Origin of the sequence: Kribbella sp. NPDC050470 (assembly GCF_044458365.1) — a bacterium.
In the GTDB taxonomy this organism is placed as follows: Bacteria; Actinomycetota; Actinomycetes; order Propionibacteriales; family Kribbellaceae; genus Kribbella.
Genome location: NZ_JBITHV010000016.1, coordinates 55,732 through 80,373 on the forward strand (window position 1 = coordinate 55,732; position 24,642 = coordinate 80,373).

The 24,642-nt window shown below is 69.4% G+C and carries 28 protein-coding genes and 1 pseudogene; 14 read left to right on the plus strand and 15 right to left on the minus strand.

Translation table 11 applies throughout. The annotated features are described in order from the left end of the window. The first annotated feature begins 62 nt into the window (after positions 1–62). Positions 63–2,153: a spermidine synthase gene (locus tag ACIBGM_RS39930; protein ID WP_360521794.1), complete on the plus strand. Its 2,091-nt coding sequence runs from the start codon at positions 63–65 to the stop codon at positions 2,151–2,153. On the opposite strand, the gene ACIBGM_RS39935 is transcribed toward ACIBGM_RS39930, so the two are convergent. The 3 genes from ACIBGM_RS39935 to ACIBGM_RS39945 are packed head-to-tail and all read right to left on the minus strand — an operon-like array spanning position 2,150 to position 3,892. Then, entirely contained in the window at positions 2,150–2,863 is a 714-nt protein-coding gene (locus ACIBGM_RS39935; RefSeq protein ID WP_360521796.1) for a hypothetical protein, read from the minus strand. The genes ACIBGM_RS39930 and ACIBGM_RS39935 overlap by 4 nt on opposite strands. Positions 2,864–2,882: 19 nt before the next feature. After that, positions 2,883–3,206 (minus strand): AzlD domain-containing protein, encoded by a 324-nt coding sequence (locus tag ACIBGM_RS39940; protein ID WP_360521799.1) that lies wholly within the window; start codon positions 3,204–3,206, stop codon positions 2,883–2,885. Next, positions 3,206–3,892: an AzlC family ABC transporter permease gene (locus ACIBGM_RS39945; RefSeq protein ID WP_360521802.1), complete on the minus strand. Its 687-nt coding sequence runs from the start codon at positions 3,890–3,892 to the stop codon at positions 3,206–3,208. The genes ACIBGM_RS39940 and ACIBGM_RS39945 overlap by 1 nt, the downstream gene beginning before the upstream one ends. A 54-nt stretch (positions 3,893–3,946) precedes the next feature. Here ACIBGM_RS39945 and ACIBGM_RS39950 point away from each other — a divergent pair, with 54 nt between their 5' ends. Beyond that, positions 3,947–4,528, plus strand: a complete 582-nt coding sequence (locus tag ACIBGM_RS39950; protein WP_360521805.1) for an XRE family transcriptional regulator — start codon at positions 3,947–3,949, stop codon at positions 4,526–4,528. A 19-nt stretch (positions 4,529–4,547) separates the two neighbouring features. Here ACIBGM_RS39950 and ACIBGM_RS39955 read toward each other — a convergent pair whose 3' ends face one another. Continuing rightward, complete coding sequence (locus ACIBGM_RS39955) at positions 4,548–5,378, minus strand: SAM-dependent methyltransferase (protein WP_360521808.1); 831 nt, start codon at positions 5,376–5,378, stop codon at positions 4,548–4,550. 154 nt (positions 5,379–5,532) lie between these two features. Between ACIBGM_RS39955 and ACIBGM_RS39960 the strand changes: the two genes are divergently transcribed. Then, positions 5,533–6,402 carry a helix-turn-helix transcriptional regulator gene (locus ACIBGM_RS39960; RefSeq protein ID WP_360521811.1) on the plus strand — a complete coding sequence of 290 codons (870 nt, stop codon included), beginning with the start codon at positions 5,533–5,535 and terminating at the stop codon, positions 6,400–6,402. Here ACIBGM_RS39960 and ACIBGM_RS39965 read toward each other — a convergent pair. After that, a complete protein-coding gene (locus tag ACIBGM_RS39965) occupies positions 6,399–6,887 on the minus strand; it encodes a helix-turn-helix domain-containing protein (RefSeq protein ID WP_360521814.1) in 489 nt (162 codons plus the stop codon). The two genes, ACIBGM_RS39960 and ACIBGM_RS39965, sit on opposite strands and share 4 nt — an antisense overlap. 208 nt (positions 6,888–7,095) lie before the next feature. Here ACIBGM_RS39965 and ACIBGM_RS39970 point away from each other — a divergent pair. Next, a pseudogene (locus ACIBGM_RS39970) lies at positions 7,096–7,338 on the plus strand (GNAT family N-acetyltransferase); the annotation flags it as partial. A 69-nt stretch (positions 7,339–7,407) separates the two neighbouring features. Here the strand turns inward: ACIBGM_RS39970 and ACIBGM_RS39975 are convergent. Both ACIBGM_RS39975 and ACIBGM_RS39980 read right to left on the minus strand, forming a co-directional pair. Then, the gene (locus ACIBGM_RS39975; RefSeq protein ID WP_360521817.1) at positions 7,408–8,538 is read right to left on the minus strand and encodes an epoxide hydrolase family protein; all 1,131 of its coding nucleotides are present in this window, start codon (positions 8,536–8,538) and stop codon (positions 7,408–7,410) included. A gap of 92 nt (positions 8,539–8,630) precedes the next feature. Further along, on the minus strand, positions 8,631–9,281 hold the full coding sequence (locus tag ACIBGM_RS39980) for a TetR/AcrR family transcriptional regulator (protein WP_396388519.1): 651 nt from the start codon (positions 9,279–9,281) through the stop codon (positions 8,631–8,633). A 141-nt stretch (positions 9,282–9,422) separates the two neighbouring features. On the opposite strand from ACIBGM_RS39980, the gene ACIBGM_RS39985 reads away from it, so the two are divergent. Then, positions 9,423–10,889: an MFS transporter gene (locus ACIBGM_RS39985; RefSeq protein WP_360521823.1), complete on the plus strand. Its 1,467-nt coding sequence runs from the start codon at positions 9,423–9,425 to the stop codon at positions 10,887–10,889. A 45-nt stretch (positions 10,890–10,934) separates the two neighbouring features. Beyond that, the gene (locus ACIBGM_RS39990; RefSeq protein WP_360521826.1) at positions 10,935–11,162 is read left to right on the plus strand and encodes a hypothetical protein; all 228 of its coding nucleotides are present in this window, start codon (positions 10,935–10,937) and stop codon (positions 11,160–11,162) included. 8 nt (positions 11,163–11,170) lie between these two features. Here ACIBGM_RS39990 and ACIBGM_RS39995 read toward each other — a convergent pair whose 3' ends face one another. Next, entirely contained in the window at positions 11,171–11,749 is a 579-nt protein-coding gene (locus tag ACIBGM_RS39995) for a dienelactone hydrolase family protein (protein WP_360521829.1), read from the minus strand. A 58-nt stretch (positions 11,750–11,807) separates the two neighbouring features. Between ACIBGM_RS39995 and ACIBGM_RS40000 the strand changes: the two genes are divergently transcribed. Then, positions 11,808–12,407 carry a winged helix-turn-helix domain-containing protein gene (locus ACIBGM_RS40000; protein ID WP_360521832.1) on the plus strand — a complete coding sequence of 200 codons (600 nt, stop codon included), beginning with the start codon at positions 11,808–11,810 and terminating at the stop codon, positions 12,405–12,407. On the opposite strand, the gene ACIBGM_RS40005 is transcribed toward ACIBGM_RS40000, so the two are convergent. The 3 genes from ACIBGM_RS40005 to ACIBGM_RS40015 all read right to left on the minus strand — a co-directional run bounded on the left by ACIBGM_RS40005 (position 12,328) and on the right by ACIBGM_RS40015 (position 14,828). Next, positions 12,328–12,951, minus strand: a complete 624-nt coding sequence (locus tag ACIBGM_RS40005) for a hypothetical protein (RefSeq protein WP_360521835.1) — start codon at positions 12,949–12,951, stop codon at positions 12,328–12,330. The two genes, ACIBGM_RS40000 and ACIBGM_RS40005, sit on opposite strands and share 80 nt — an antisense overlap. A gap of 88 nt (positions 12,952–13,039) precedes the next feature. After that, positions 13,040–14,263: a GNAT family N-acetyltransferase gene (locus ACIBGM_RS40010; RefSeq protein WP_360521838.1), complete on the minus strand. Its 1,224-nt coding sequence runs from the start codon at positions 14,261–14,263 to the stop codon at positions 13,040–13,042. A gap of 40 nt (positions 14,264–14,303) precedes the next feature. After that, entirely contained in the window at positions 14,304–14,828 is a 525-nt protein-coding gene (locus tag ACIBGM_RS40015; protein WP_360521841.1) for a MarR family winged helix-turn-helix transcriptional regulator, read from the minus strand. A gap of 56 nt (positions 14,829–14,884) precedes the next feature. Between ACIBGM_RS40015 and ACIBGM_RS40020 the strand changes: the two genes are divergently transcribed. Then, positions 14,885–15,841 (plus strand): glutamate-cysteine ligase family protein, encoded by a 957-nt coding sequence (locus ACIBGM_RS40020; protein WP_396388520.1) that lies wholly within the window; start codon positions 14,885–14,887, stop codon positions 15,839–15,841. Next, on the plus strand, positions 15,838–16,062 hold the full coding sequence (locus tag ACIBGM_RS40025) for a hypothetical protein (protein WP_396388521.1): 225 nt from the start codon (positions 15,838–15,840) through the stop codon (positions 16,060–16,062). The genes ACIBGM_RS40020 and ACIBGM_RS40025 overlap by 4 nt, the downstream gene beginning before the upstream one ends. A gap of 89 nt (positions 16,063–16,151) precedes the next feature. Here the strand turns inward: ACIBGM_RS40025 and ACIBGM_RS40030 are convergent, their stop codons facing one another. Both ACIBGM_RS40030 and ACIBGM_RS40035 read right to left on the minus strand, forming a co-directional pair. Continuing rightward, on the minus strand, positions 16,152–16,406 hold the full coding sequence (locus tag ACIBGM_RS40030) for a DUF4242 domain-containing protein (protein ID WP_360521850.1): 255 nt from the start codon (positions 16,404–16,406) through the stop codon (positions 16,152–16,154). A gap of 112 nt (positions 16,407–16,518) precedes the next feature. Next, positions 16,519–17,370, minus strand: coding sequence for a helix-turn-helix domain-containing protein (locus tag ACIBGM_RS40035; RefSeq protein ID WP_396388522.1), 852 nt, complete (start codon positions 17,368–17,370; stop codon positions 16,519–16,521). 70 nt (positions 17,371–17,440) lie between these two features. Here ACIBGM_RS40035 and ACIBGM_RS40040 point away from each other — a divergent pair, with 70 nt between their 5' ends. Then, a complete protein-coding gene (locus ACIBGM_RS40040) occupies positions 17,441–18,289 on the plus strand; it encodes a phytanoyl-CoA dioxygenase family protein (RefSeq protein WP_396388523.1) in 849 nt (282 codons plus the stop codon). Here the strand turns inward: ACIBGM_RS40040 and ACIBGM_RS40045 are convergent, their stop codons facing one another. Further along, positions 18,290–18,874 carry a GtrA family protein gene (locus ACIBGM_RS40045; protein ID WP_360521859.1) on the minus strand — a complete coding sequence of 195 codons (585 nt, stop codon included), beginning with the start codon at positions 18,872–18,874 and terminating at the stop codon, positions 18,290–18,292. A gap of 154 nt (positions 18,875–19,028) precedes the next feature. Here ACIBGM_RS40045 and ACIBGM_RS40050 point away from each other — a divergent pair, with 154 nt between their 5' ends. From ACIBGM_RS40050 to ACIBGM_RS40060, 3 genes are all read left to right on the plus strand, one after another. After that, entirely contained in the window at positions 19,029–20,201 is a 1,173-nt protein-coding gene (locus ACIBGM_RS40050; RefSeq protein ID WP_396388524.1) for a 5-(carboxyamino)imidazole ribonucleotide synthase, read from the plus strand. Between the two features lie 9 nt (positions 20,202–20,210). Next, the gene (gene purE, locus ACIBGM_RS40055) at positions 20,211–20,714 is read left to right on the plus strand and encodes a 5-(carboxyamino)imidazole ribonucleotide mutase (protein ID WP_396388525.1); all 504 of its coding nucleotides are present in this window, start codon (positions 20,211–20,213) and stop codon (positions 20,712–20,714) included. 74 nt (positions 20,715–20,788) lie between these two features. Further along, complete coding sequence (locus ACIBGM_RS40060) at positions 20,789–22,009, plus strand: MFS transporter (RefSeq protein ID WP_396388526.1); 1,221 nt, start codon at positions 20,789–20,791, stop codon at positions 22,007–22,009. Here the strand turns inward: ACIBGM_RS40060 and ACIBGM_RS40065 are convergent. Continuing rightward, positions 22,006–23,343, minus strand: a complete 1,338-nt coding sequence (locus tag ACIBGM_RS40065) for a UDP-glucose dehydrogenase family protein (RefSeq protein WP_396388527.1) — start codon at positions 23,341–23,343, stop codon at positions 22,006–22,008. The two genes, ACIBGM_RS40060 and ACIBGM_RS40065, sit on opposite strands and share 4 nt — an antisense overlap. A 124-nt stretch (positions 23,344–23,467) precedes the next feature. Here ACIBGM_RS40065 and ACIBGM_RS40070 point away from each other — a divergent pair, with 124 nt between their 5' ends. Continuing rightward, positions 23,468–24,631, plus strand: a complete 1,164-nt coding sequence (locus tag ACIBGM_RS40070; protein ID WP_396388528.1) for an acyl-CoA dehydrogenase family protein — start codon at positions 23,468–23,470, stop codon at positions 24,629–24,631. The last annotated feature ends 11 nt before the right edge of the window (positions 24,632–24,642 follow it).

A 24,642-nucleotide genomic window follows, 5' to 3' on the forward strand; every position in this document is an offset into this window, starting at 1 on the left:
CGTACACGCCTGACACCGGTGGAGTGACGCATCACACTGCTGATCCGGTAACGTCGCGGCGCATGGCAGTCGACTCCTCCACTGACCAAGTCAGTACGACGAACTGGCCCAGCCCCTTCGGGGTCCGGACCCGGTTGGTCGCGTCCAGTGCGCTGATGCTCTTCCTCGAGCTGGCCCTGATCCGCTGGACCGGATCCAACGTGGTCCACCTGAGCTACTTCTCCAACTTCGTGCTGCTCGGCTCCTTCCTCGGCATCGGGGTCGGCATCCTGCGGTCCAGCCGGGCGAAACGGCTGCCGTACTACTCCCCGGTGATGCTGGGCCTGCTGGTCCTGGTGATCGCCTGGAAGCCGGTCACGGTCAACCGCGGCACCTCCGAGAGCGTCATCTACTTCACCAGCCTGAACACCACCGGCCCGCCGACCTGGGTGATCCTGCCGATCGTCTTCGTCGCCGCCGCCGTGATCCTGGCCGGTCCGGCCGAGCTGGTCGGCCGGTGCTTCTCCGAGTTGCCGCGACTGACGGCGTACCGGTTCGACCTGATCGGCAGCCTGATCGGGATCGGCGCGTTCACCGGGCTGTCGTTCCTGGGCGCGCCGCCGATCTGGTGGGGCGCGATCGTCACCTGGATGTTCGGCGCGCTGATGATCCCGCGGACCGCCGAGTCCGGCCGCCGGACCGTCGCCGTCGGACTGAGCGCGGTCATCACGTTGTCACCGCTGCTGGTGATGCTCGGCGTGCTGTTCCACGAGTCGAGGCAGCCGCAGAACAGCTGGTCGCCGTACTACAAGGTGCAGACCAAGAGCTACACCTGGCAAGGCGTTCCGCTGCTGACGATCACCGTGAACGGCGTGCCGCACCAGCAGGCGATCCCCGCCGACTCCCGGCTGCAGTGGGAGCCGCAGTACGGCCTGCCGTACGAGCGGGCGAACGCCGGCAAAGCCCCGAAGAACGTGCTGATCATCGGCGCCGGCTCGGGTTCGGACGTCGCGATCGCGCTGAAGAAGGGCGCCGAGCACGTGGACGCGGTCGAGATCGACCCGCGGATCCGTGACCTGGGCAAGGAACTGCACCCGGACCGGCCGTACCAGGACCCGCGGGTGACCTCGCACATCGACGACGGGCGCGCGTTCCTGTCCCGGACGGACAAGAAGTACGACCTGATCCTGCTGGCCCTGCCGGACTCGCTGACGCTGGTGAACGGCGCGAGCTCGCTGCGGCTGGAGAGCTACCTGTTCACCGAGGAGGCGTTCAAGAGCGCCAAGGAGCACCTCAACCCCGGTGGCGCGTTCGCGATGTACAACTACTACCGCGAGACCTGGCTGATCGACCGGCTGGCGTCGACCGCGGAGACCGCGTTCGGGCACAAGCCGTGTGTCGACCAGGTCGGCGACGACCTGCAGCAGGCGGTGGTGACGGTCGGGCTGACCGAGGCCGACCAGACCTGCGGCGAGACGGCGTGGGCCGGGGCGACGTCGATCACGCCGCCGCCCGCGACCGACAACCGGCCGTTCCTGTACCTGTTCACCGACCGGATCCCGTCGCTCTATCTGGTCACCCTCGGCCTGATCATGGTGGCCGGCCTGATCGGGGTCGGGATCGCCGGCGGTGGTTCGTCGTACCGGCGGATGCGTCCGTACGCGGACCTGTTCCTGCTCGGCGCCGGCTTCATGCTGCTGGAGACCAAGAGCATCACCGGCTTCGCGTTGCTGTTCGGTACGACGTGGGTGGTGAACGCGATCGTGTTCGCCGGCGTCCTGGTCGCCGTACTGGCCGCTGTCGAAGTGACCAGACGGTTCAAGACACCACCGTTGAAGGTGATGTACGTCGTCCTGTTCGGCGGGCTGGCGTTGTCGTGGATCTTCCCCGACGACTGGTTGCTGGCGATGCCGGTCGGGTTGCGCGCGGTGGTCGCGGTGCTGATCGCGTTCCTGCCGATCTTCGCGGCGAACGTGATCTTCGCCAAGCGGTTCACCGACACCGCGGACGGGACCGCGTCGTTCGGCGCGAACCTGCTCGGCGCGATGCTCGGCGGCTGCCTGGAGTACGCGGCGCTGCTGATCGGGTTCGACGGGCTGCTGATCGTCGCCGCGCTGCTCTACGTCGGGGCGTTCCTGCTGACACCGAAGGTCAGAACGGCGATCCGCAGTTAGCGGTCCTGCGGGCGGTCCTGCGGCCGGTCCGGGTTCGGCCCGGGCCGGTACGGCGGGAAGCCGCCGCCCGGCTGGTTCGGGAAGGTGTTCCCGGGTGGCGGGTAGTTGCCCGGGGCACCTTGCCACGGACCGCCCGGTCCAGGGGTGCCCGGTCCAGGGGCGCCCGGGAAGGTCGGCCCGGGCCGGTTGCGGCGGCGGTTCTTGACCGCGGCGACGGTCAGGAAGGTGATCCCGAGCCCGAGGAAGATCAGCAGCGAGAACACCGTGCCGAGGATCGACACCACGAACGCGAGCACCGACATCTTCGGCCCGGCGAAGTACGTCGCGCTGGTCTCGTCGTCGGCGCAGGAGATGGTGTAGTCACCGGCCGGCACGGTCTCGACCGACCGGGCGACGACGTACCAGGTGTCGGAGTTGACACTGATCTGCTCCGAACCGGTCACCGGCTTGAGCGGGACGTCGGCACCGTCGGCGTTCTTCGCCTCGCACGGCGGCGTGAGCACCGGCACGGACGAGTAGATCGTCAGCCCTTCCTCGTCCAGGTGGACGACACCGCTCTCGCCGATCGGCTCCGGCGTCCGCGGCGCCGTCACGACGATCCGGTAGACGAAGAACCCGGTCAGCCCGAGCCCGATCACGAAACACGCGACCGCGAGCCAGGTCAGCGTCTTGTTCTTCTTCGGCTCCGTCTGCCCGGGATAAGCACTCATGCCTGAACCGTAGCGGGGTTCAGGGTACGCCGAGCAACCGCAGACCCGCCGCGGTCGCGGCGGCGGCCACCACGACGAGGACGAACGGCGCCTTCCGCCAGGCCAGCACGCCGCCGACCAGCACACCGGCGGGACGGGCGACCCCGGCCGGCCCGTGGCCGTCCATCAGGGCCGCCGTCGCCACCAGCGCAGCGAGCAGGACGACCGCCGCGGCAGCGATGAACTGCTGAGCCCGCTCCGGCACCTCGAACCGGCTCCGCATCAACGGCCCCGCGAACCGCAACGAGAAGGTGCCAACAGCAAGCACCGCGATGGCTGCGAGCAACACGGGGGTGTTCGTCATCATCGGGCCACCTCCAGCGCAGGCTTTTCCGCGCGGTAGAACAGCAAGCCGACCAGGGCGAGCAGGACCGGGAGGCCGGCCGGCAGGAACGGCGTGGCAGCGAGCGCGACCACGATCCCGACCAGGGCCGCCGTACGTGTCGCCTTGTCGCGGAGGGCCGGCAGGACCAGCGCGAGAAGCACGGCCGGGAAGGCGGCGTCCAGTCCGAACACGTCGGTGTCGGTGATCACGGTGCCGGCCAGGCCGCCGACCAGGACGCCGAGGTTCCAGCAGACGAAGATCCCGATCCCGGCAGCCCAGTACGCCGCCCGCCGCTGCCGGGGCTCGTCCTGCCCGAGGGCGAAGGCGACGTTCTCGTCGGTCATCAGGTGGCTGCCCGGCACCCGGCGCCAGCCGCTGCCGATCACGTCGCTGACCGCCAGGCCGAACGCGACGTGCCGGCTGTTCACCAGCAGCCCGGCGATCATCGCCGCGATCGGGCTGCCGCCGGCCGCGACGATCCCGACGAACAGGAACTGCGAGGCGCCGGCGAACACCACGATCGAGAGCACCACCGGCACCCACAGCGGAAGGCCGCCGCCGACGCTGATCGCGCCGTACGAGAGCCCGACCACGCCGTCGGCGAGACAGACCAGCCCGATGTCCCGGGCCAGCCGACGGTCGAGTGTTCGCCAGATCGAACGCATGGGCATTATGATGAACAACAGGCCGCCCGTTCGTCAAGCCGAACAATTGGACCGATGGAGCGAACATCGATGGACAGCACCATGCCCGGCAAGGCACCACTCGACGTCATCGCGGCCTCGCTGCGCCGGCACCGGGCGCGTGCGGGACTGTCGCTGACCGAGGTCGCGAAGCGCGCCGGCGTCGCGAAGTCGACGCTGTCCCAACTGGAGTCCGGCACCGGCAACCCGAGCGTCGAGACCCTGTGGGCGCTGGCGGTCGCGCTCGACACCCCGTTCGCCGCCCTGCTCGACCCGCCGCGCCCCAAGGTCCAGGTGATCCGCGCCGGCGAGGGCCCGGTGATCTACTCCGACCAGGCCGAGTACGCGGCCACCCTGGTCGCCTCCTGCCCCCCGAACGCGCGCCGCGACATCTACCGCATCACCGTCTCCCCCGGCCCCGGCCGCAAGTCCGAACCCCACATGCCCGGCGTCGTCGAGCACGTGGTCCTCAGCTCCGGCCGAGCCCTCGTCGGCCCCACCGACTCCCCCATCGAACTGAGCCCAGGAGACTACGTCGCCTACCCCGGCGACCACCCCCACATCTTCCAAGCCCTCGAAGAGAACACCTCAGCCGTCCTCGTCTCCGAACACGTCTGACTTCCTGCCCAGCCCTGACTCAGAGCTTGCGGCCGACGCCGCCGACGATGCACTCCTCGACCTGGTTCAGCGGCTTGACCCGGGGGCCGTCCGGCCACCAGTCGTCGCAGAGCACCAGGCCGGGTGGGATCAATTCCTGGTCGGGGAACAGCTCCAGCAGTTGCTCGCGGGTGCGGAAGACGCCGCTACCCATCGGGCTGTGCGTGAACTTCTCCTCCATCTTGCGCGCGATCTCGGAGTGCTCCGGAGTCTGCGGGTCGAAGAAGTGCGCGATCACGGTGTACGACCCCGGCACCACGGCGTCGACGTACTTCTGCATGATGGCGGGACCGTCGTCGCCGATGTAGTGGTGCAAGGTGCCGTTCTGGATCACGGCGATCGGCTGCGAGAAGTCGAGGAAGTCCTTCACCTCCGGCAGCCCGAGCACCTCGTCGGGCTCGAAGATGTCGGCGCTGACGAACAGCGTGTTCTCGTTCTCCTCCAGCAGCGCGCGGCCGTGCGCGAGCACCACCGGGTCGTTGTCGATGTACAGCACCTTCGCCTCGGGCAGGAGCCGCTGCACGACCTGGTGGGTGTTCTCCGCGGTCGGCAGGCCGGAGCCGCAGTCGAGGTACTGCGTGATACCCGCCTGACCGGCCAGGAAGCGGCAGGCCCGGATCAGGAAGTTCCGGTTCGACCAGGCGAGGTCGTTCACCTGCGGGGCCACGGTGGCCACCTGGCGCAGCACCTCACGGTCGATCTCGTAGTTGTCCTTGCCGTTCAGCGCGGCGTCGTACACCCGCGCGATGCTGGCCCGGGTGGTGTCCACGCCCACCGGAATCGAACTGGGCGCCTTGGTGGCATCGGGCATCGGCGAACCTCGCAGCTGTCGGGATGTGTGTGGCACGACTCTACTGACCGTAGGGGGCCGTGAACACGGGGTGCACGCGCGTCGGGCTGGACCGCGTCACATTCTGTTGTGAAATGATCGATCGGCCGTGATGTGACGATCTGGGGAGGCGAGGGTGACTGAGCCGGGCGCGTACGGCGGGCCGACCGCGCTGCGCATCATGCTCGGGGCCCACCTGCGCCGGCTCCGCGAGGAGTCCGGCATCACCCGCACCGACGCCGGCTGGGCGATCCGCGGCTCGGAGTCGAAGATCAGCCGGCTCGAGCTCGGCCGGGTCGGCTTCAAGGTCCGCGATGTCGACGACCTGCTCACTCTCTACAAACTCGACGACCCGGCCGAGCGCGAGCGCTTGCTCGACCTGGCCCGGGAGGCGAACAACCCCGGCTGGTGGCAGCGGTACGACGACGTCACGCCGACCTGGTTCCACTCCTACCTCGGCCTGGAGATGGCGGCCGACCTGATCCGGACCTTCGAGCTCCAGTTCGTCCCGGGCCTGCTGCAGACCCCGGAGTACGCGCGGGCCGTGTTCCAGCTCGGCCGCGACAAACCGATGCCGCCGGAGGAGCGCGAACGCCTCGTCACGCTGCGGATGTCGCGCCAGCAGGTGCTCACGCGGACGCGTCCGGCCCGGTTGTGGGCAGTCATCGACGAGGCCGTGCTGCGCCGCCCGATCGGCAACAAGCAGATCCTCAAGGCGCAGCTCGAGCACCTGATCGTCGCGTCCAAGCGGCACAACGTGACACTGCAGATCATCCCGTTCGAGACCGGCGGGTACGGCGCCACCGGCGGCGCATTCACGCTGCTCCGGTTCAACGACGCCGACCTGCCGGACATCGTCTACATCGAGCACCTCACCAGCGCGGTCTACGTCGACAAGCGAGACGAGGTCGACGGCTACACGATCACCATGGACACGCTGTCGATCTCGGCCGCCCAGCCCCGCGAGACCGAGCGCCTGATCCGCAACGCGATCGATCTGCTCTAGCTCGCGAGCTCCCGGGGTTTGGCGCCAGGCCCGGGGCGGATCGCGATCTCGCGGGCGCCCGGCTCATGGCCGGCTTCGCAGCGCAGTACGACGCTGACCTGCTCACCGCACTCGCGATGCTGCGGCACGATCGGTGGGCCGCCGTCGAGCGGGAGGTACTGGTCGCCCCACTGGATCATCGCCACAAGCACCGGGTAGAGGTCGAGGCCGGCCTGGGTGAGGCGGTACTCGTACCGCTCGCGCTGCCCGGGCAGGCGGTACGGATGCCGCCGCAGCAGGCCGCGCTCGATCAGCGCCGCGAGCCGCTCGGTGAGCACCTGCCGCGGGATCCCGGCCCGGACCCGGATGTCCTCGAACCGCCGGACGCCGACGAACAACTCCCGCAGCACGTGGAACGTCCACTTGTCGCCGAGGATCTGCATCGTCCGCGAGATCGTGCAGTTCTCGGTCGACCAGCTCATCGCCTCGGGCACCTGCGCAGTCATACCTCGAGGATAAGTCCGCTTGACAGACTCAGCCAAGTCAGGCAAGGCTGAATCCGTGAACCAGACTCAGCGGCCGATGATCCGGCGCGCCGGCGAACCCGACGCGGAGGATCTGACCACGATGCTCACGGGGCTGACCGACCTCAGCCTCTACCTCCGGTTCCAGACCGCCATCGGCCGCCCACCGCGGCCCGCGCTGGTGCTGCGCATGCTCTGCCCGTCCGGCCAGTCCTGGGTCGCCACCCGCGACGACCAGGTCGTCGGTCACGCCATGTGGGCCTGGGCGATCGGGTACGACGAACAGACCGCCGAGCTCGCCGCCGTCATCAGCGAACCCGAGCAGCGGCGCGGTCTCGGCGTACGGATGCTGTCGATCGCCGCCGCGGACGCGATCGCGGCCGGCGCGACCCGGTTCCTGTTCGTGGTCAGCCCGGCCAACGACCGGACCCTGCGGATGATCCGCCGCCGCTGGCCGGACGCCACGGTCGAGCGCGACGGCGCGCTGATCAACTTCCTGGTGTCAGCGAAGCTCCCGGAAGAACGCCCGGATGTCGCCGACGAGCAGGTCTGGCGCCTCGAGCGCGGCGAAGTGACCGCCGCGGGAAAAGTCCGACCAGTGGACGATGCGGTGCCGACGCGCTAGCACCCGCCGGATCGCGGGGTCGGTCGGAAACACCGCCACCCCGGTGGGCGGCCCGGACGGTTCGGCCGGATCGTCGGCCGCCACGCGATTCTCGTAGTACAGGTTGGCGGACGACGCGCTGGTGTTGGTGAACCAGTAGATCGACGCGTCGGTCAGCAGGTGGTCGAGGTCGACCGCGTCCTCGGGCAGCGCACGGGCTGGGTCGGTCCACTCCCAGAGCTTCTCCACGATCCAGGCCAGCTGCCCGACCGGCGAGTCGCTCAACCCGAACGACACCGTCTGCGGCCGCGTGCCCTGCAGTTCGGCGTATCCGGTCCCGACCTCGCGCAGCCGCTCCGCCGCGGCCAGCCGCTCCCGCTCGACGTCGGTCAGCTGGTCGACATCGCCGGGCTCGATCGACGGGAAAGCCAATCCCCCGTTGATGTGTACGCCGATGACGTGGGCCGGATCGACGTGTCCGAGCAGTGGCGACACGACCGATCCGGTGTCGCCGCCCTGGGCGCCGTACCGCTGATAGCCCAAGCGCGCCATCAGTTCGGCCCAGGCGTTCGCGATCCGGCGGTGGTTCCAGCCCGGCGACTCGAGCGGCACCGAGAAGCCGTGCCCCGGGACCGAGGGGGCGACGATGTGGAAGGCGTCGCGCGGATCACCGCCGTACGACGCGGGATCGGTGAGCGGACCGAGGATCGGCAGGAACTCGGCGACCGAACCCGGCCAGCCGTGCGTGAGGATCAGCGGCAGCGCGTCCGGCTCGGCTGATCGCGCGTGCAGGAAGTGAATCGTCTGCTCGTCGATCCGGGTCGTGAACTGCGGATACTCGTTGAGCCGCGCCTCCCAGCCCCGCCAGTCGAAGGATTGCCAGCGCTCGACGAGCTGCCGCAGGTACTCGACCGGAACCCCACGCTCCCACCCGTCTGCAGGCAGTTGCTGCGGCCAACGAACGCGTCGCAGCCGCTCGGCCAGGTCGTCCAGCGCCTCGTCCGGGACGTCGATCCTGAACTCTCGCATGCCCCGAACCTACGCGGCCGGAATAGCGTGCCGCGGCGGGGTTGTGGCCGAGATGATCCTCGTGACCGCCACCACCGGGAACCGCGGAACCGTCATGTGGTGGTCACCGGCGCGGTCCACAGCCCGACGATGCCGTCGATGAGGCCGTCGGCCATCTCCTGCCAGGTCGCTCGCGCGGTCGGGGTGCCCTCGGCCTGCGCGCGCTCGAACTCCGCTGTCATCTGGATGATCAGGTGCCGGGCCATGTCACCGCGCTCCATCCGCACCGGAACCGGCAGGTCCGCCAGGCACTCGTTGAGTCCGTCGAGGATCTGCCGCAGCGTCGGCGAGGTGACCGACTCCTCGATCTGGATCTGACGCAGCGACGGGTCGGTCATCAGCTGGGCGCTGAACCGCGCCAGCCAGCTGGGGTTGCCCAAACTGCCCATATGGTCGGTCGCCGACCGGACCAGGCAGGTCACCCAGTCGCGGACGTCCGCGTCCCTGCCGAGCTCGGCCAGCAACTCCCGGCGGCGCGCCTCGATCGGCTCGGAGTGCTTGCGCACGATCGCCCGGACCAGGTCGGCCTTGGTCCCGAAGTGGTACCCGACCGCCGTGTTGTTGCCCTGGCCGGCCGCCTCGCTGATCTGCCGGTTGGAGACCTCGTGCACCCCGTGCTCCGCGAACAGCCGCTCCGCCGTGCTGAGGATCAGCTCGCGGGTCGCGTTCACGCGCTCGGAGCGGACCGCCTTCGCCATCATCATGTTCGGTCACCGCCTGCCATCGGAAAGCACCTCCGCGTCGATCTGAGTCCAGCCTGCCCGGTCGACTTGTTTAAGTCAACTGCCTGACTTAAAGTCTAGTTGCATAAACCAACTATTCAAGTCGTCCTTCGGAGGCTCGTGATGTCCGCAGTCCCCTCGTCGGTGGAGGCGCCACCAGCGCCTGTGCGCACCGGTGCCGTCGTACCGGTGCTCGCTTCGGCCGGCATCACGGTCGCGCTGATGCAGACCCTGGTGATCCCGCTCGTCCCGGAGTTGCCCCGGCTGCTGAACGCCTCGGCCGCCGGAACCGCTTGGGCGATCACCGCCACGCTCCTCGCGGCCGCCGTCGCGACGCCGATCATCGGGCGGCTCGGCGACATGTATGGCAAGCGCCGGATGCTGTTGCTCAGCCTGGGCATGCTCGTCACCGGCTCGATCGTCGCCGCTCTCAGCGACTCGCTGACCCCGATGATCGTCGGCCGCGCGCTGCAAGGACTTGCCTCCGGCGTGATCCCGCTGGGCATCAGCATCATGCGCGACGAGTTGCCACCGGAGAAGCTCGGTACGGCGACCGCGCAGATGAGTGCATCCCTCGGCGTCGGCGGCGCCCTGGGACTTCCCGCGGCCGCGCTGCTCGCCGAGAACTTCGACTGGCACACGCTGTTCTGGATCTCCGCCGCGCTCGGCGTGATCGTGTTCGGCCTGGTCCTGCGCCTCGTCCCGGAGTCCGCGGTGCGGTCGGGCGGCCGGTTCGACGTACTTGGCGGCGTCGGCCTGTCGACCGGCCTGATCTCGTTGCTGCTGGCCATCTCGCAGGGCGCCGACTGGGGCTGGACCAGCGGCCGCACACTGGGCCTGTTCGCGCTGGCCGTCGTCGCGCTGCTGGCGTGGGGCTGGTGGGAACGCCGTACTCCGGAGCCGCTGGTCGACCTGCGGACCACGGCCCGCCCTCAGGTGTTGCTGACCAACCTCGCGTCGATGGTGTTCGGGTTCGCGATGTTCGCCATGTCACTGGTCCTGCCGCAGCTCCTGCAGATGCCCAAGGCAACTGGTTTCGGGCTCGGCCAGTCGATGCTCGGCGCCGGCCTGGTGATGGGCCCGTCCGGGCTGGTGATGCTGCTGACCGCGCCGCTGTCGGCGAAGATCTCCCGGACCCGCGGCCCGAAGACCACCCTGATGCTGGGCGCCGTGGTCGTCGCCGCCGGGTACGGCGTCGGCGTCGTGCTGATGTCCGCCGTCTGGCAGCTCGTCCTCGTCTCCGTCCTGATCGGCGCCGGCATCGGCCTCGCGTACGGCGCGATGCCCGCGCTGATCATGGCCGCCGTGCCGGTGTCGGAGACCGCGGCCGCGAACAGCCTGAACACCCTGATGCGCTCGATCGGCACCTCGGTGTCGAGCGCCGTCGCCGGTGTCATCCTGGCCCAGCTCACCATCGACCTCGGCGGCTACGCGCTCCCGTCGCAGAACGGCTTCCGCGTCGTCCTGATCATCGGCGCCGCCGCCGCGCTGGCCGCGCTGGCCGTCGCCTCCTTCATCCCGACCCGCAAGGCCGAGGTCGAGTCTCCAGTTCGCTCCGAGGCCGAGGCCACCCGAGCCGCGGTTTCCTGACGAAGAAGGGTCAAGCGGCGGGCTGTGGCGCATACTGGGACCCTGATGGATTCATTCCGCGCGACGACGCGTCGTCACCTGTCCACGAGTCCCTTCAAACCCCGTGTTCCGGACCCGATCAAGGTCTTCGAGGTCGGCCAGCGGGTGTCTCACGACAAGGAAGGCCTGGGCCGGATCAGCACGGTCGACGCCGGCCACGCGGTCGTCGTCGACTTCGGTGGCGGCAAGCTGATCCGTGTCCTCGCCCCGTTCCCCAAGCTGCACGCCCTCTGACACCTACCTCACTCGATTCCGGCCAGGAACACCAACGTCCGCTCCCTGAGGAGGGCGGCAACTGATTCGTCGTACGACGGTAGGGACGAGTCGGCGAAGAGGTGCTCCTTGCCGGGGTAGAGGAAGAGCTCGGCCTGATCGGTCGCGGCGACCAGCGCGCGGGCGGCGTCGAGGTCGCCGCCTTCCTCGGTGAAGAAGGGGTCCTGGTCCATGCCGTGGATCTGCACCGGGACGCCGTCCGGCCACGCGCCGAACTCTTCCACCGGCAGGCAGGAGTAGTAGAACAACGCGCCCTTGGCGCCGGGGCGGGTCTGCGCCAACTGCTGCGCCGGCATCACGCCGAGCGAGAAGCCCGCGTAGACGAGCTCTTCCGGCAGGCTCTCGGCAGCAGCGACCCCGCGCTCCAGGAGCGTGCCGAAGCCGACCTTCTTCGCATACTCCAGCCCCTCCTCCAGGGTGGCGAAGGTGTTGCCGTCGTACTGGTCAGGCAGGTGGACCGTGTGACCCGCCCGGCGTAGCTCTTCGGCGAATGCCTGCACGCCGTCCGTGAGTCCCTGGGCGTGGTGGTACAGCACGATCTCGGCCATTATCAGCTCCAATGATCCAAATATCTCGAACGATTGGCGATGTTAGTCTGATCCGATCATGCCGATCAAGGGGCCGGTGCCGGACTACGAGCTCGAGGACACGATCGAGCTGACCACCGCCGAGCAGGTCCGGGCGATCAGCGACCCGCTGCGGACGACGATCCTCGGCCTGCTGCACGAGCGGGCCGCGACGGTCACCGAGCTGGCGGCCGCGGTCAAGCGGCCGAAGAGCACGGTCGCGCACCACGTGAAGGTGCTGGCGGACGCAGGCATCCTGCGGGTGGTCCGGACCCGGCGGGTGCGGGCGATCGAGGAGCGCTTCTACGGCCGGGCCGCGCGGATGTTCTTCGTCGGCCTGGGTCGCTCCGGACCGGACGGCGAACCGCTGCCGCCGGACTTCAACGACTTCGAGGTCGCGGCGAAGGAGTCCACCCCCGCGTACGACGACGGTCAGCTCCGCTCGTTCATCCGGCACGCCCGCATCCCCGAGGAACGCGCCGCCGAGTTCTGGCAGCAGGTCGACCGCCTCATCCACGACTTCGACCAACTCCCCCGCTCCGGCAACACCACCTACGGCTTCACCGTCGGCCTCTACCCGATCCTCGACTACCCGACCCTGCCACCACCGGACGATGAGGAATCGAGCAGGCGAGCATGAGCACCGCCATGAAGGAGTAGTAGTACAGCGCGACCCACAGACCGGCCGGAGTCTCGAGTCCGAGCTCCGGAGCGAAGGACTCGACCGTCAGCGCCCAGATCGGTACGACGCTGAACGCCAGAACTCCCGCGATCACTCGCCACACCAAGCGACCGCGGCCGGCGATCGCGTACCCGCCGAGCATGCCGAACAGCGGTACGCCGATGGCGCCGCCACCGATGCCGTCTTCCAGCACCCCGAGCGGATCGGGGGTCAGCACGGCCATGAAGAGCAACGGCGACAGTGCGAGCCATCGCCAGTGCGGACGTCCGCCGGTGCGGCGGAGGTACTCGGCCCATCCCAGGAGGACGCCGATGAGTAGGCCAGGCAGCAGGATCCAGACGAACGTGCCGACCCAATCGACACCGGCCTCGTCGCCGGCGACCTGCGCCATGAATCCGCGCAGTCCGGCCGCCCAGGCGAGTCCACAGATCCCACCGACCGCCAGCAGGCCGACCGGATCAACGACTGTCGCCTGAGGCGATTGCGACAACTCGCGCGTCACCACCAGAACCGCCCCCTCACCCCCCAGGCTCGGTTCGACGATAACTCCGGCCGGCTCGATGCGAACCGACTCTGCCCGAAAGGGCCGATCAGAAGATCTCGATGCTGACCGGCGGGGTCGGCCAACCGAAGGCAGCGGTGGCGGTGGTGAGGGCCTCGGGGCGGTGTTCGGTGACGCGGCCGGTGGCGGCGAACTCGGCGAGCGGGCGGCCGCCCAGGTAAATCGCGCCGAGCTCGCGGGCTGACAGGGTGAGGTCGGCCGGGTCGTCGGTCTGGAAGCATTTCGCGGGTGCGGACGGGCCGTCGGCGGTCAGCCGGAAGCGGCCGGCGTTCGCGGGGATCAGGTCGTCGGCCACCTCGAACACCAGGTCGACGGGTACGGCGTACCGGCGTTGGGCCAGCGCCCGCGGGACGTCGGTCACGCGGACCCACAAGGACTCGCTCAGCCGCCGGGTCAGCGCGGTCGGGGTGGTGACGAGCTGCTGCAGCGGCTCATCCACCGCGGCATGCCCGTACTCGAGCTTGGCGGCGAGATCCAGCGTGAGCAGGTAGTGCCACAGCGCCCGGTAGGCGGCCGGCTCGATCGCGACCAGTTCCTCGACCGACACCTCGTTCGACGGGCCGACCGGGTCCCAGTTCATCTTGCCGCGCCACAGCGCGTATCCGTCGATGGCGCCGGACTCATCGCGGTGCACCAGGATCTGCCGGGCGGTCTTCCCACCCCGTGAGTCCGGCTTGTCCTCCAGGTGCTGTTGCCAGCCGAGGCCGGATCGACCGGAGACGCCGGGACGCCGTTCCTGCAGGCGCTTCAGCAGCGGTGCGAGCTGCTCGGCGGCCCCCTCCGCAGCCAGCAGGCCGAGCTCGCCAGGACGGACTCGCACGTCCGGCGGGCCGACCCTGTGCAGATCGATCTCGTAGGACACACCCCAAGCGGCGGGCGCGTAGTCGAACCGCCCGTAGATGCCCGACTCGCTCGCCCACAGCACCGCGATCGCCTCCGGCGCCTCGCGCAACTGCCGGATGATCAGCTCGGACATCACCCCACGCCGGCGATGCGTCGCCCGCACTCCCACGGAGGTGACGTGCGCAGCCGGCACCACCGCTCCCGGCACCGACAGGTCTCGCGTCAGGGCGCGCGTCGTACCGATGATCTCGTCGCCGTCGGTCGCGACCAGTGCGCGCTCGGGCTCGAACAGGGCCCGGCCCAGGTCGTTGGTGGCCGAGGGCTCGAACATCAGCGCCGCGGCGAACAGCGCCCGGAACTCGTCGTAGTCCTCACGCACGGCCGGTCGTACGGCGATCTGCTCGGTCATTCTCCGATCCTCACACGGCCCGCGGACACTTTCGCGTGATTTATCCGGAGGCAGCCTCGGACGCCCGCTCCGCGGCCCAGCGGTCGAGCAGGTCGGCAACGCGGGACAGGACATCGCGCGCGGTCTCGTAGTCCTCGGGACCGAACTCCGCGGCGAAGCGTTCCTCGAGGTCGCGCAGGTGTGCGTACCCGTCGGCGGCGACCTCGCGGCCGTGCTCGCTGTAGGTGACCAGCTTGGCCCGGCCGTCCTCGGGGTCGGGGCGCATCTCGAGGATGCCGAGGCCGACCAGCTCGCGGATCACCTCACCTATCGACTGCCGGGTGATCCCGGCCCGGACCGCCATGTCGGCGGCGCGGGAGCCCTCGATGCTGAGTGTGCCGAAGACAGCGTTGTGGGCCGGCTTCAGCTCCGGATGACCGTCGCGGTGCCCGTGCCGGACCATGTCCGCCTGCAGCGCCCGGTTGGCCCGGTCGACGATCGCAATGAACGGCTTACGCCCAAGCCGAGCAAGCTCAACCCTCGACGGTCTTGACGGCCTGCCCTCTGCCCCCTCCGCTCTTGACATCCGTAAGGATTCCTTTCAACATTTCGACAGGAATCCTTACAGTATCAGGAGCACCCATGGATCCCAAGGAGCTTCGCCCGATCGTCGCCGGCCTGTTCGCCCAGGGCCGTCGCCGGACTGTCCGGGTCGCCGTGGAGCAGGAGTTCCTGGTCGCGGACAGCACCACCGGCGCCGCCGTACCGATCGACCGGGTAAGGCAGGCGGCCGCGACGGCGATCGCCTCGCCGTACGTCGGCTTCGAGCCCGGCGGACAGCTCGAGCTGAGCCTGCCGTGCACGACTGACCCGGTGACGCAGGTCCGCTCGCTGACCGACGACCTCCAGCGCCACCTCACCGCGGAACACCTCAGCATCTACGCACTGCCGGTCGACCCACGGCCGGAGCACGAGGTCCCGCTGCAGCTGACAACGCCGAGGTACGTCGCGATGCACCGGCACTTCGACTCGATCGGTCCAGCCGGCCGGCGGATGATGCGTCGTACCGCGTCCACCCAGGTCTGCCTCGACTGGTGGCCCGGTCGCGCCGGCGCCGAGCAGTGGCGGGTCCTCAACCTCGCCGGCCCGTTCCTCGCCGCCGCGTTCGCACGCAGCGCCGGACCGCACGGACGGCTCACCACTTGGCTCGAGACCGACCCGGCACGGACGGGCTTCGACGATCGACTCCTGTACGGCGACGACCCGGTCACGGCGTACACCGCCTTCGCCGCCGGTGCCACGGTCTTCGTGACCGGCGGTCCGGTCGACCACCTCACCACGATGTTCCCGCCGGTCCGGCCGCGATCGACGTACCTCGAAGTCCGTTTCCTCGACGCCCAGGAACCGCACGCAATCGGCGACGTGATCACTGCCCTGACAAGTCTGGTGTACGACGACGACCGCCGACGCACTGCGTTGCGCGCACTCGAGCCGAAGCGTGCACACCTGGCTGACCACTGGCGCTCGGCCGCTGCCGGAGACGCCGACACCGCGGCTCGTGGTCACGAACTCCTTCCCGAAGTGAAGCTCGTCGCATGACCGGCATCCTGTTCGTCACCGACCCGCTCGCCGGGCTGCACGCTCAGCCACTCGATGGTGAGCCGGCTGGTCACCCAGTACGAAGGAGTCCTGATATGAGCACCGTGACGATTGTCTGCATGGCCCTGATGGGCATCCTGCTGTTCCTGCTGGGTGCCAACGTCACCCGGCACCGGGCGATCCGCGGCGGCGGCAACCAGGCGCCGACCGATCCGGCCTAACCGCTGCGCGATATAGGGGCCCTGGGCACCTATGTCATCGGCATCGCCATCGGCGTCACCGCGATCGCCACGATCTGACGTCCCGCCTGTCAGCTACCTTCGATGACCTCGTAGATGCGCTCGGCAACCAACCCGTGCGCCTCCCGGTGCACCGCGATGGCGGCCTCGGCATCCGGCGCCTCGGCGAGGCAGAACACCTTGTGGTTCGCCTCGTCGACCCAGTAGCGCAGGTACTTCACGCCGTACGCGTCCTGCACCTTCACGTCCGCCTTGTGCGCCTCGGCGACATCCTTGGCCGTCGCACCCTCCGGCAAACTCTCGTGCACATCCATGAACAAAGCCATGACACTCCCCTAGCCACTTGCCCCAAGCCCCAGCTCCAACACCGCCAGTGTCACGCCCCCACCCCCGACCGCCTATACCCCCACCGCACCCGTAACCAACCGGAAAGCCCGCTCAGCCGAGCCTTTCCGAAGCCGCCGAGCCGCGACGGTGGGCGGTGGGCGTGGTGCCGGTGTGGGATCGGAAGGTGCGGGCGAAGTGTTGGCTGGAGCTGTAGCCGAGGGATTGGGCGATGGTGGTGATGCTGAGATCGGTGGTGTCGAGGAGTTGGCGGGCGCGGTCGATGCGGCGTTCGTTGAGGTAGCGGTGGGGTGGCTGGCCGAGGTGACTGGTGAAGAGCTCGGCCAGGTACGACGGTGCGAGGCCGACCCGGTCGGCGAGCCGGCGGAGTGTCCAGCGTTGGTCGAACTCCTGGTCCAGAAGGCGTTTGACGGTCCGCACCGCCGGATGGATCGCGAGTTCCGGCGCGGCGGTCGGAGCCATCGCCCGGTTGACCGCGAGCACCAGGTGGTCGACCGCGAGAGTCAGGCCGATGTCGGCGTACTCGTACCGCGTGGTCAGCTCGCGCACGAGCTGCGCGAACGCATACGCGACCTCACCCGCCTCCCGATGCACCACGATCGCCGGCCAATCCAGGGCCAGTGACGGATGCCGCCGTACGACGGGATCGAGGTCGATCGCGGCGAAGTAGAAGTGATGGTTGCCCGAGGCCCCGGCCAGGTGATGCTCGAGCTTCGGAGGTACGGCGAACAGGTGCCCGGGCTGCAGCAGATAGCTCTCCCCACCGGCGACCCACCGCGTGACGCCGTGCAACTGCAGGTAGATCTCCCAGACCGGATGCTCGTGCGGCTCGATCAGGAACCGCTCCGGCACCCACTGCTCACCCGCATGGACGAGGCCGCTGACCGGGTCGTGGACATCGGCGTGGAAGCCGGCGCGCAACCCGTCCGGTCGGCTCAGAGACACCTGAAGATTGTGCCCAGTCGCCTGAACATCGGCAACGCCGCGTCGCCCAGCTCCTGCCTAGGGTCAAGGCATGCAGCCAGGACCTGATGACATTGCCTTCTACCGGGAGCACGGCTACTGGATTTCGCCGGTGATCGTGCCGGCCGAGGTGCTCGACGCGGCCGAGCGGGGCATGGAGCGTTTCTACGCCGGCGACCACGACCATCAACTCCCCGATGTTCCGGTGACGCGTGGGTGGCAGCCGAGCGATGGCGACGTACTGCGGAAGAACGACTACGCGTCGCTGCGGGTCGACGAGTTGGCGGCCCTGGTTCGGCATCCGGCGATCGCCGCTACAGCCGCTGCGTTGTCCGGCGCCGACGGGATCCGTTTGTGGCACGACCAACTGCTCCGGAAGCCGGTCGATGGGCCGGGTGGGTCGGCACGCGTCGGGTGGCACACGGACCGGCAGTACTGGCAGTCCTGTACGGCGGACACCATGCTCACCGCCTGGGTCGGCTTCCACGATGTCGACGAGGTCAACGGCGCGGTTTCGTTCCTGCCCGGCAGCCACCGGTGGGACGTGACCGGCCTCGACTTCTTCTCCCAGGACAGCGCGGCCCTCGACGCCGCACTCGTCGCGCAAGGCTTCGACCCGACACCCTTCACGCCACGGATGCGTCGCGGCCAGGTCAGCTTCCACCACTGCCGCACCGTCCACGGCAGCTCCGCCAACCGCGGCACCGAACCCCGCCGGTCGCTGGCCATCCACCTGCAACCCACCACCAACCGCTGGCGCCCCGGCTCCGCCCACCCCAACGACGTCCTGGTCCGCACCGACCCACAGACCAACGCGCCCGACTACACCGACCCCACGATCCAGCCCCTCCTCTGGCCCCGCGACCAACAAGCGGACTGCCGACCGCTCAATGGGGAGTGATCAGCGCACGGCGGGAAGGTCGCCGGTCGACTCGGGGTCGAGCGCGGCCGGTGACTCGGGGTCGAGGGCGGCCGGTGACTCGGGGGCCGGGGTTTGCTCGGCCTCCTCGAGCTCGATCTCTTCCTTGAAGACGAACTTGCGGTAGGACCAGAACCGGAACAGCGTGCCGAGGCCCAGGCCGATCACGTTCGCGGAGATGTTGTCGGCCAGCCAGCTGTGCAGGTCCAGCACGTAGCGGGAGAAGCCGAGGCAGGCGGCCGCGATCAGCAGGCCGATGCCGTTCAGCACGAAGAACAGCACGTACTCACGGTGCAGTCCGGAGCGCTCGCGGTGCCGCCAGGTCCAGTGCCGGTTGCCCAGGTACGTCGCGATCGTGGCGGCCGTGACCGAGATGAACTTCGCGGTCAGCGGCTTGTGGTGCAGCATGCCGACTCCGGAGTCGGCGATGACCAGCGGGTTGTTGAAGACCAGCCAGTTGTAGATCGGGAGGTCCACCGCCATGCCGAGCAGACCGACCAGACCGAACTTGGCCACTTCGTGCACCAGGTGCTCGACCTGGCGGTACAGCGTGGTGACGAGCTTCAACGGTCTCCGGAACCTTCTGTGATCACACTGCGACGGGAGGGCAGCTTCCCACGGTACCCGGCGACGGGCCCGACTCCGAAATCGCCCGCGCGCCCCCGCGCGTCCCTGTGGCCCGCTGCCGCTGACCTGATGTATGGACATTAGGCTCCAGGCTGTGAAGTTCGAACGGAAGGACCTCCCGGTCGGGACGCCGGTCGTCGGCATGGTCGGCGGCGGCCAGCTGGCCCGGATGACGCAGGAGACCGCGGTTGCGCTCGGTATCCAGCTCCGGGTGCTCGCCGAGGGCCCGGCGGTGTCGGCGGCCCAGGCGGTGGCCGACGCGCCCGTCGGCGACTACCGCGACCCGGAGACGGTACGGCGCTTCGCCGCCGAGTGCGACGTGGTCACGTTCGACCACGAGCACGTCCCGACCGACCTGCTGCACGCGCTGGAGTCCGAGGGCGTGAAGGTGTTCCCCGGCCCGGACGCCCTGGTGCACGCCCAGGACAAGGCGGTCATGCGCAGCCGGCTGGACACGTTCGACGCGCCCTCGCCCGCACACCAGATGGTGGAGTCGCCGGCGGACGTCGAGGACTTCGCCAAGCGGGTCGGCGGCTTCCCGGTGATCCTGAAGACCACCCGCGGCGGGTACGACGGCAAGGGCGTCTGGTTCGTGGACGGCCCGGACGACGAGGCTGTCGCGGAGGCGTTCGGCAGCGGGGTGCCGATCCTGGCCGAGGAGAAGGTCGACTTCGTCCGTGAGCTGTCCGCGATCGTGGCCCGGTCGCCGCACGGCCAGGCAGTTGCCTACCCGATCGTCGAGTCGGTGCAGAAGGACGGCATCTGTGTCGAGGTCACCGCGCCCGCACCCGGCCTGGCACCGGACAAAGCCGCCCAGGCCCAGCGGACCGCGCTGACGATCGCCGGCGAGCTCGGTGTCGTCGGCATCCTCGCGGTGGAGATGTTCGAGGCCCGTGACGGCCGCCTGCTGGTCAACGAGCTCGCGATGCGTCCGCACAACACCGGCCACTGGTCGATCGACGGTGCCGTGACCTCACAGTTCGAGAACCACCTCCGGGCCGTGCTCGACCTGCCACTCGGGTCGCCGGCAGCGCGAGCGCCGTACACGGTGATGGTCAACGTGCTCGGCGGTGACGTCGAGGACATGCACCGCGGGCTGCTGCACTGCATGGCGCGTGATCCGGGGCTGAAGGTGCACTTCTACGGCAAGTCCGTGAAGCCCGGGCGCAAGGTCGGCCACGTCACGGCGTACGGCGACGACCTCGACGACGTGCGTGAGCGCGCCCGGCACGCGGCGGCGTACCTGACCGGCACCATCGACGAGTAGGAGCGGGCAATGTCTGTTGGCATCGTGATGGGGTCGGACTCGGACTGGCCGACGATGAAGGCCGCGGCCGAGGTGTGCACGGAGTTCGACGTGCCGTTCGAGGCGGACGTCATCTCCGCGCACCGGATGCCGACGGAGATGATCGAGTACGGCCGGTCGGCCCACGAGCGCGGGCTGAAGGTGCTGATCGCCGGCGCCGGCGGGGCCGCGCACCTGCCGGGCATGCTGGCGTCGGTGACTCCGCTGCCGGTGATCGGCGTACCCGTGCCGTTGAAGTACCTGGACGGGATGGACTCACTGCTGTCGATCGTGCAGATGCCGGCCGGGGTCCCGGTGGCCACGGTGTCGATCGGGAACGCGCGCAACGCGGGCCTGCTCGCGGTCCGGATCCTGGCCGCGTCGGACGACAAGCTGCGCGACCGGATGGTCGCGTTCCAGGAGTCGCTGGCCGATCTCGCCCGGGCCAAGGGAAGCACCGTCCGTGACGGGGCCGAACAACTCCGTAAAGGCTGATCACAGCCGGTTTTCCACAGGTCATGGCCGGGTAGTCGTGAGATCCCAACCGACGTCGTCTAAGGTCCTTGATCGTGACTCCGCCCGCTGAATCGGATACGCAGCGCATCCCGGTCCGCTACTGGATCTGGCTGTTCGGTGCTGCCGTGTCCCTGCTCGGCGACCTGACGATGACGTTCGCCATCGGATGGTCGGCCAGCCAACACGGCGGCCAGGCCGCCGGACTGGTCCTGCTCCTCGCCGCCGCGCCTCGTGCCGCCCTGCTGCTGGTCGGCGGCGCCGTCGGCGACCGGTTCGGCGCACCACGCGTCCTCCTGGTCAGCTGTACGGCGATGTTCGCCGTCACAGCCGCCCTCGTCCCGGCCACACTCGCGGTCGGGGAGCCGGTCTGGCTGCTGCTCGGCCTGGCCCTCGTGGTCGGCGTGATCGACGCGTTCTTCCTGCCGTCGTCCCGCTCGATGCCGCGGCTGCTGGTCCCGCCGGAGCAGGTGCCGCGGGCGCTCGCCAGCTTCCAGGTCACCGGTGTGGTCTTCGCGGTCAGCGGCACGGCGGTCGGCGGCGTCGTGGTCAGCTGGGCCGGGCTGGCGGCCGCGTCCGCCTTCGACGCGCTGACCTTCGGCGTGATGATCGTCGTACTGGTCCTGCTCGGGAAGACGATGACCCCGACCGGCCAGATGCCGACCGGGATGATCCGGTCGATCGCGGCCGGGATCAAGGTGGCGTTCGGGCGGCCGCTGACCCGGGCGTTGCTGATCATGATGACGGTGGCGGCCGGATTGCTGATGCCGCTGGACGCGCTGCTGTTCCCGCTGCTGGCCCGGTCGCACGGGTGGGACGCGGCGACCGCGGGCCTGCTGGTGGCCAGCCGGAGTCTCGGAGTCGGGGTGATCGCGCTGCGCATCCTGATGCGCGGAGCGTTTCCGCGGCCGGGAATCTTCGCCGCGGTGGGGCTGCTCGTCGCCGCGGTCGGGCTGCTCGGCCTGGCGGTTCTCGAGCCGCTGCCGCTGGCCTTCGCCGCCGGTGTGCTCAGCGGGATCGGCGTCGGGACGTTCACCGGTCACGTGCTGCCGCTGCTGATGAACTCGGTCGAGCGTGAGTACCAGTCCCGGCTGCAGTCGGTCGTGGTGCTGTGTCAGAACCTGGCACTCGTGGTGATGAACCCGGTCCTCGGCACGCTCGCGGACGTGGACGGCTTCGGCATCACCGGTGTCTGCCTGTTCATCTCGGTCGCGGCTGCGCTGACGGGTTTCGTCGTACTGACGAGACCCGTCCTGCGCACCGCGACCGTCGCTTAGGGCTTGCCGGGCGCCCGGTAGGTCCAGCCGGCCGCGCGCCACCGCTTCGAGTCCAGCTGCAAGCGGGCGTCGACCAGCGCGGGCCTGTCCACGACCTCCTTCAGCTTCACCGGGTCCAGCTCACGGAACTCGGGCCACTCGGTCAGGTGCAGTACGGCGTGCGTACCCTCGCATGCCTCGAGCACGGACGCGGCGTACCGCAGCGTCGGGCGGACCTTGCGGGCGTTCTCCATCGCCTCCGGGTCGTAGACCGTGACGTTGGCGCCGTGCAGCTGGATCCGGCCGGCGATGTCGAGGGCGGGCGAGTCGCGGACGTCGTCCGTGCCGGCCTTGAACGCGGCGCCGAGGACGGTGACGTTCCGCCCGACCCACTCCGCGCCGAGGACCTCGTGGGTCAGGTCGACGATCCGGGCGCGGCGGTGGTGGTTGATGTCGTCCACCTCGCGCAGCAGCGTGATCACCTCTTCGACGCCGAGCTCACCGGCGCGGGCCATGAAGGCACGCAGGTCCTTCGGCAGGCAGCCGCCGCCGTACCCAGGGCCTGCGTTGAGCATGCCGCGGCCGATCCGCTTGTCGTACCCGAGGGCGTCCGCGAGCTGGGTCACGTCGGCGCCGGTCGCGTCGGCCATCTCGGCGAGCGCGTTGATGAACGAGATCTTCGTCGCCAGGAACGCGTTCGCGCCGCCCTTCACCAGCTCCGCGGTCGGCCGGTTGCAGACCACGACCGGCGACCCCTCGGCGATCGGGGTCGCGAACACCTCGCGCAGCCGGGCCTCGGCGGTCGGGGACTCGACCCCGAACACCAGCCGGTCCGGGTGCAGCGTGTCGTCCACGCCGTGCGCCTCGCGCAGGAACTCGGGCTGCCAGGCGATCTCGATCGCCGTACCGGCCGGGGACTCGGCGTGGAAGCGCTGCTCGACGTGCTGCGAGGTGCCGACCGGGACCGTCGAGCGTCCGACCACCAGGGTCGGCTTGGTCAGCAGCGGGGCGAGCATGTCGACGACCGAGTTGACCTGGGACAGATCGGCCGCCTCGCTGCCCTCGAGCTGCGGGGTGCCGACGGCGATGAAGTGCACGTCGGCCCAGTCCGCGATCTCACGGTAGTCCTTGGTGAACCGCAGCCGGCCGGACTCCACGTGCTTCTTCAGCAGCGGGTCCAGTCCGGGCTCGTACAGCGGCGCCTTGCCGTCGTTCAGCAGCTTCAGCCGGTGCTCGTCGATCTCGACGCCGATCACGTCGAAACCGAACTCGGCCATCCCCGCCGCGGTGTTCGCGCCGAGGTAGCTGGTGCCGATCACGGCGATCCGCAGCGGGCGGGAGGTCGCTTCACTCATGTCGGGGACTCTACCCATCGTGGTTATCAGCCGGTGACCGGCACTTGTCCGGCCCGTGCGCTCTTGGTCACTTTCGGCGTACGACGCCCTCCGCTCGCGCGGAGTTCGTCGTACAGTGCAACTCGTGAGTAACTCTTTCGAGCTGTACGCGCTGTCCGAGGAGCACCAGGCGATCCGGGAGGCGGTCCGCGACGTCTGCGACGCCAAGGTCGCCCCGCACGCCGGTGACGTGGACGAGCTGGCCGAGTTCCCGAAGGCGTCGTACGACGCGCTGAAGGCGTCCGACTTCCACGCCCCGCACATCCCGGAGCAGTACGACGGCGCCGGGGCGGACGCGCTCGCCACGGTGATCGTGATCGAGGAGGTGGCCCGGGCCTGCGCCTCCACCTCGCTGATCCCGGCCGTGAACAAGCTCGGCTCGCTGCCGCTGCTGCTGTCGGCCTCCGAGGAGGTCAAGCAGAAGTACCTGCCGCCGGTGGCCGCGGGCGACGCGATGTTCTCCTACTGCCTGTCCGAGCCCGAGGCCGGCTCGGACGCCGCCTCGATGAAGACCCGCGCGGTGCTCGACGGTGACCACTACGTGCTGAACGGCGTGAAGCGGTGGATCACCAACGCCGGGGTCAGCGACTACTACACCGTGTTCGCGGTCACCGACCCGGCGGCGCGGTCCAAGGGAATCAGCGCGTTCGTGGTCGAGAAGGGCGACGAGGGGGTCTCGTTCGGGGCGCCGGAGAAGAAGCTCGGCATCAAGGGGTCGCCGACCCGCGAGGTGTACCTCGACAACGTCCGGATCCCCGCCACCCGGATGATCGGCGCCGAAGGCACCGGTTTCGGCACGGCGATGGCGACGCTGGACCACACCCGGGTGACGATCGCGGCGCAGGCGCTCGGGATCGCCCAGGGCGCGCTGGACTACGCGCTCGGGTACGTGCAGGAGCGCAAGCAGTTCGGCAAGGCGATCGCCGAGTTCCAGGGCCTGCAGTTCATGCTCGCCGACATGGGCATGAAGACCGAGGCGGCCCGCCAGCTTACGTACGCCGCCGCCGCCCGCTCCGAGCGCGGTGACGCCGACCTCACCTACTTCGGCGCCGCCGCCAAGTGCTTCGCCTCCGACGTTGCGATGGCGGTCACCACCGACGCCGTCCAACTCCTCGGCGGCTACGGCTACACCCACGACTACCCCGTCGAACGCATGATGCGAGACGCCAAGATCACCCAGATCTACGAGGGCACCAACCAGGTGCAGCGCATCGTGATGGCCCGCCAGCTCCTGAAGGGCCTCGGCTGAGCGTCGCCCGC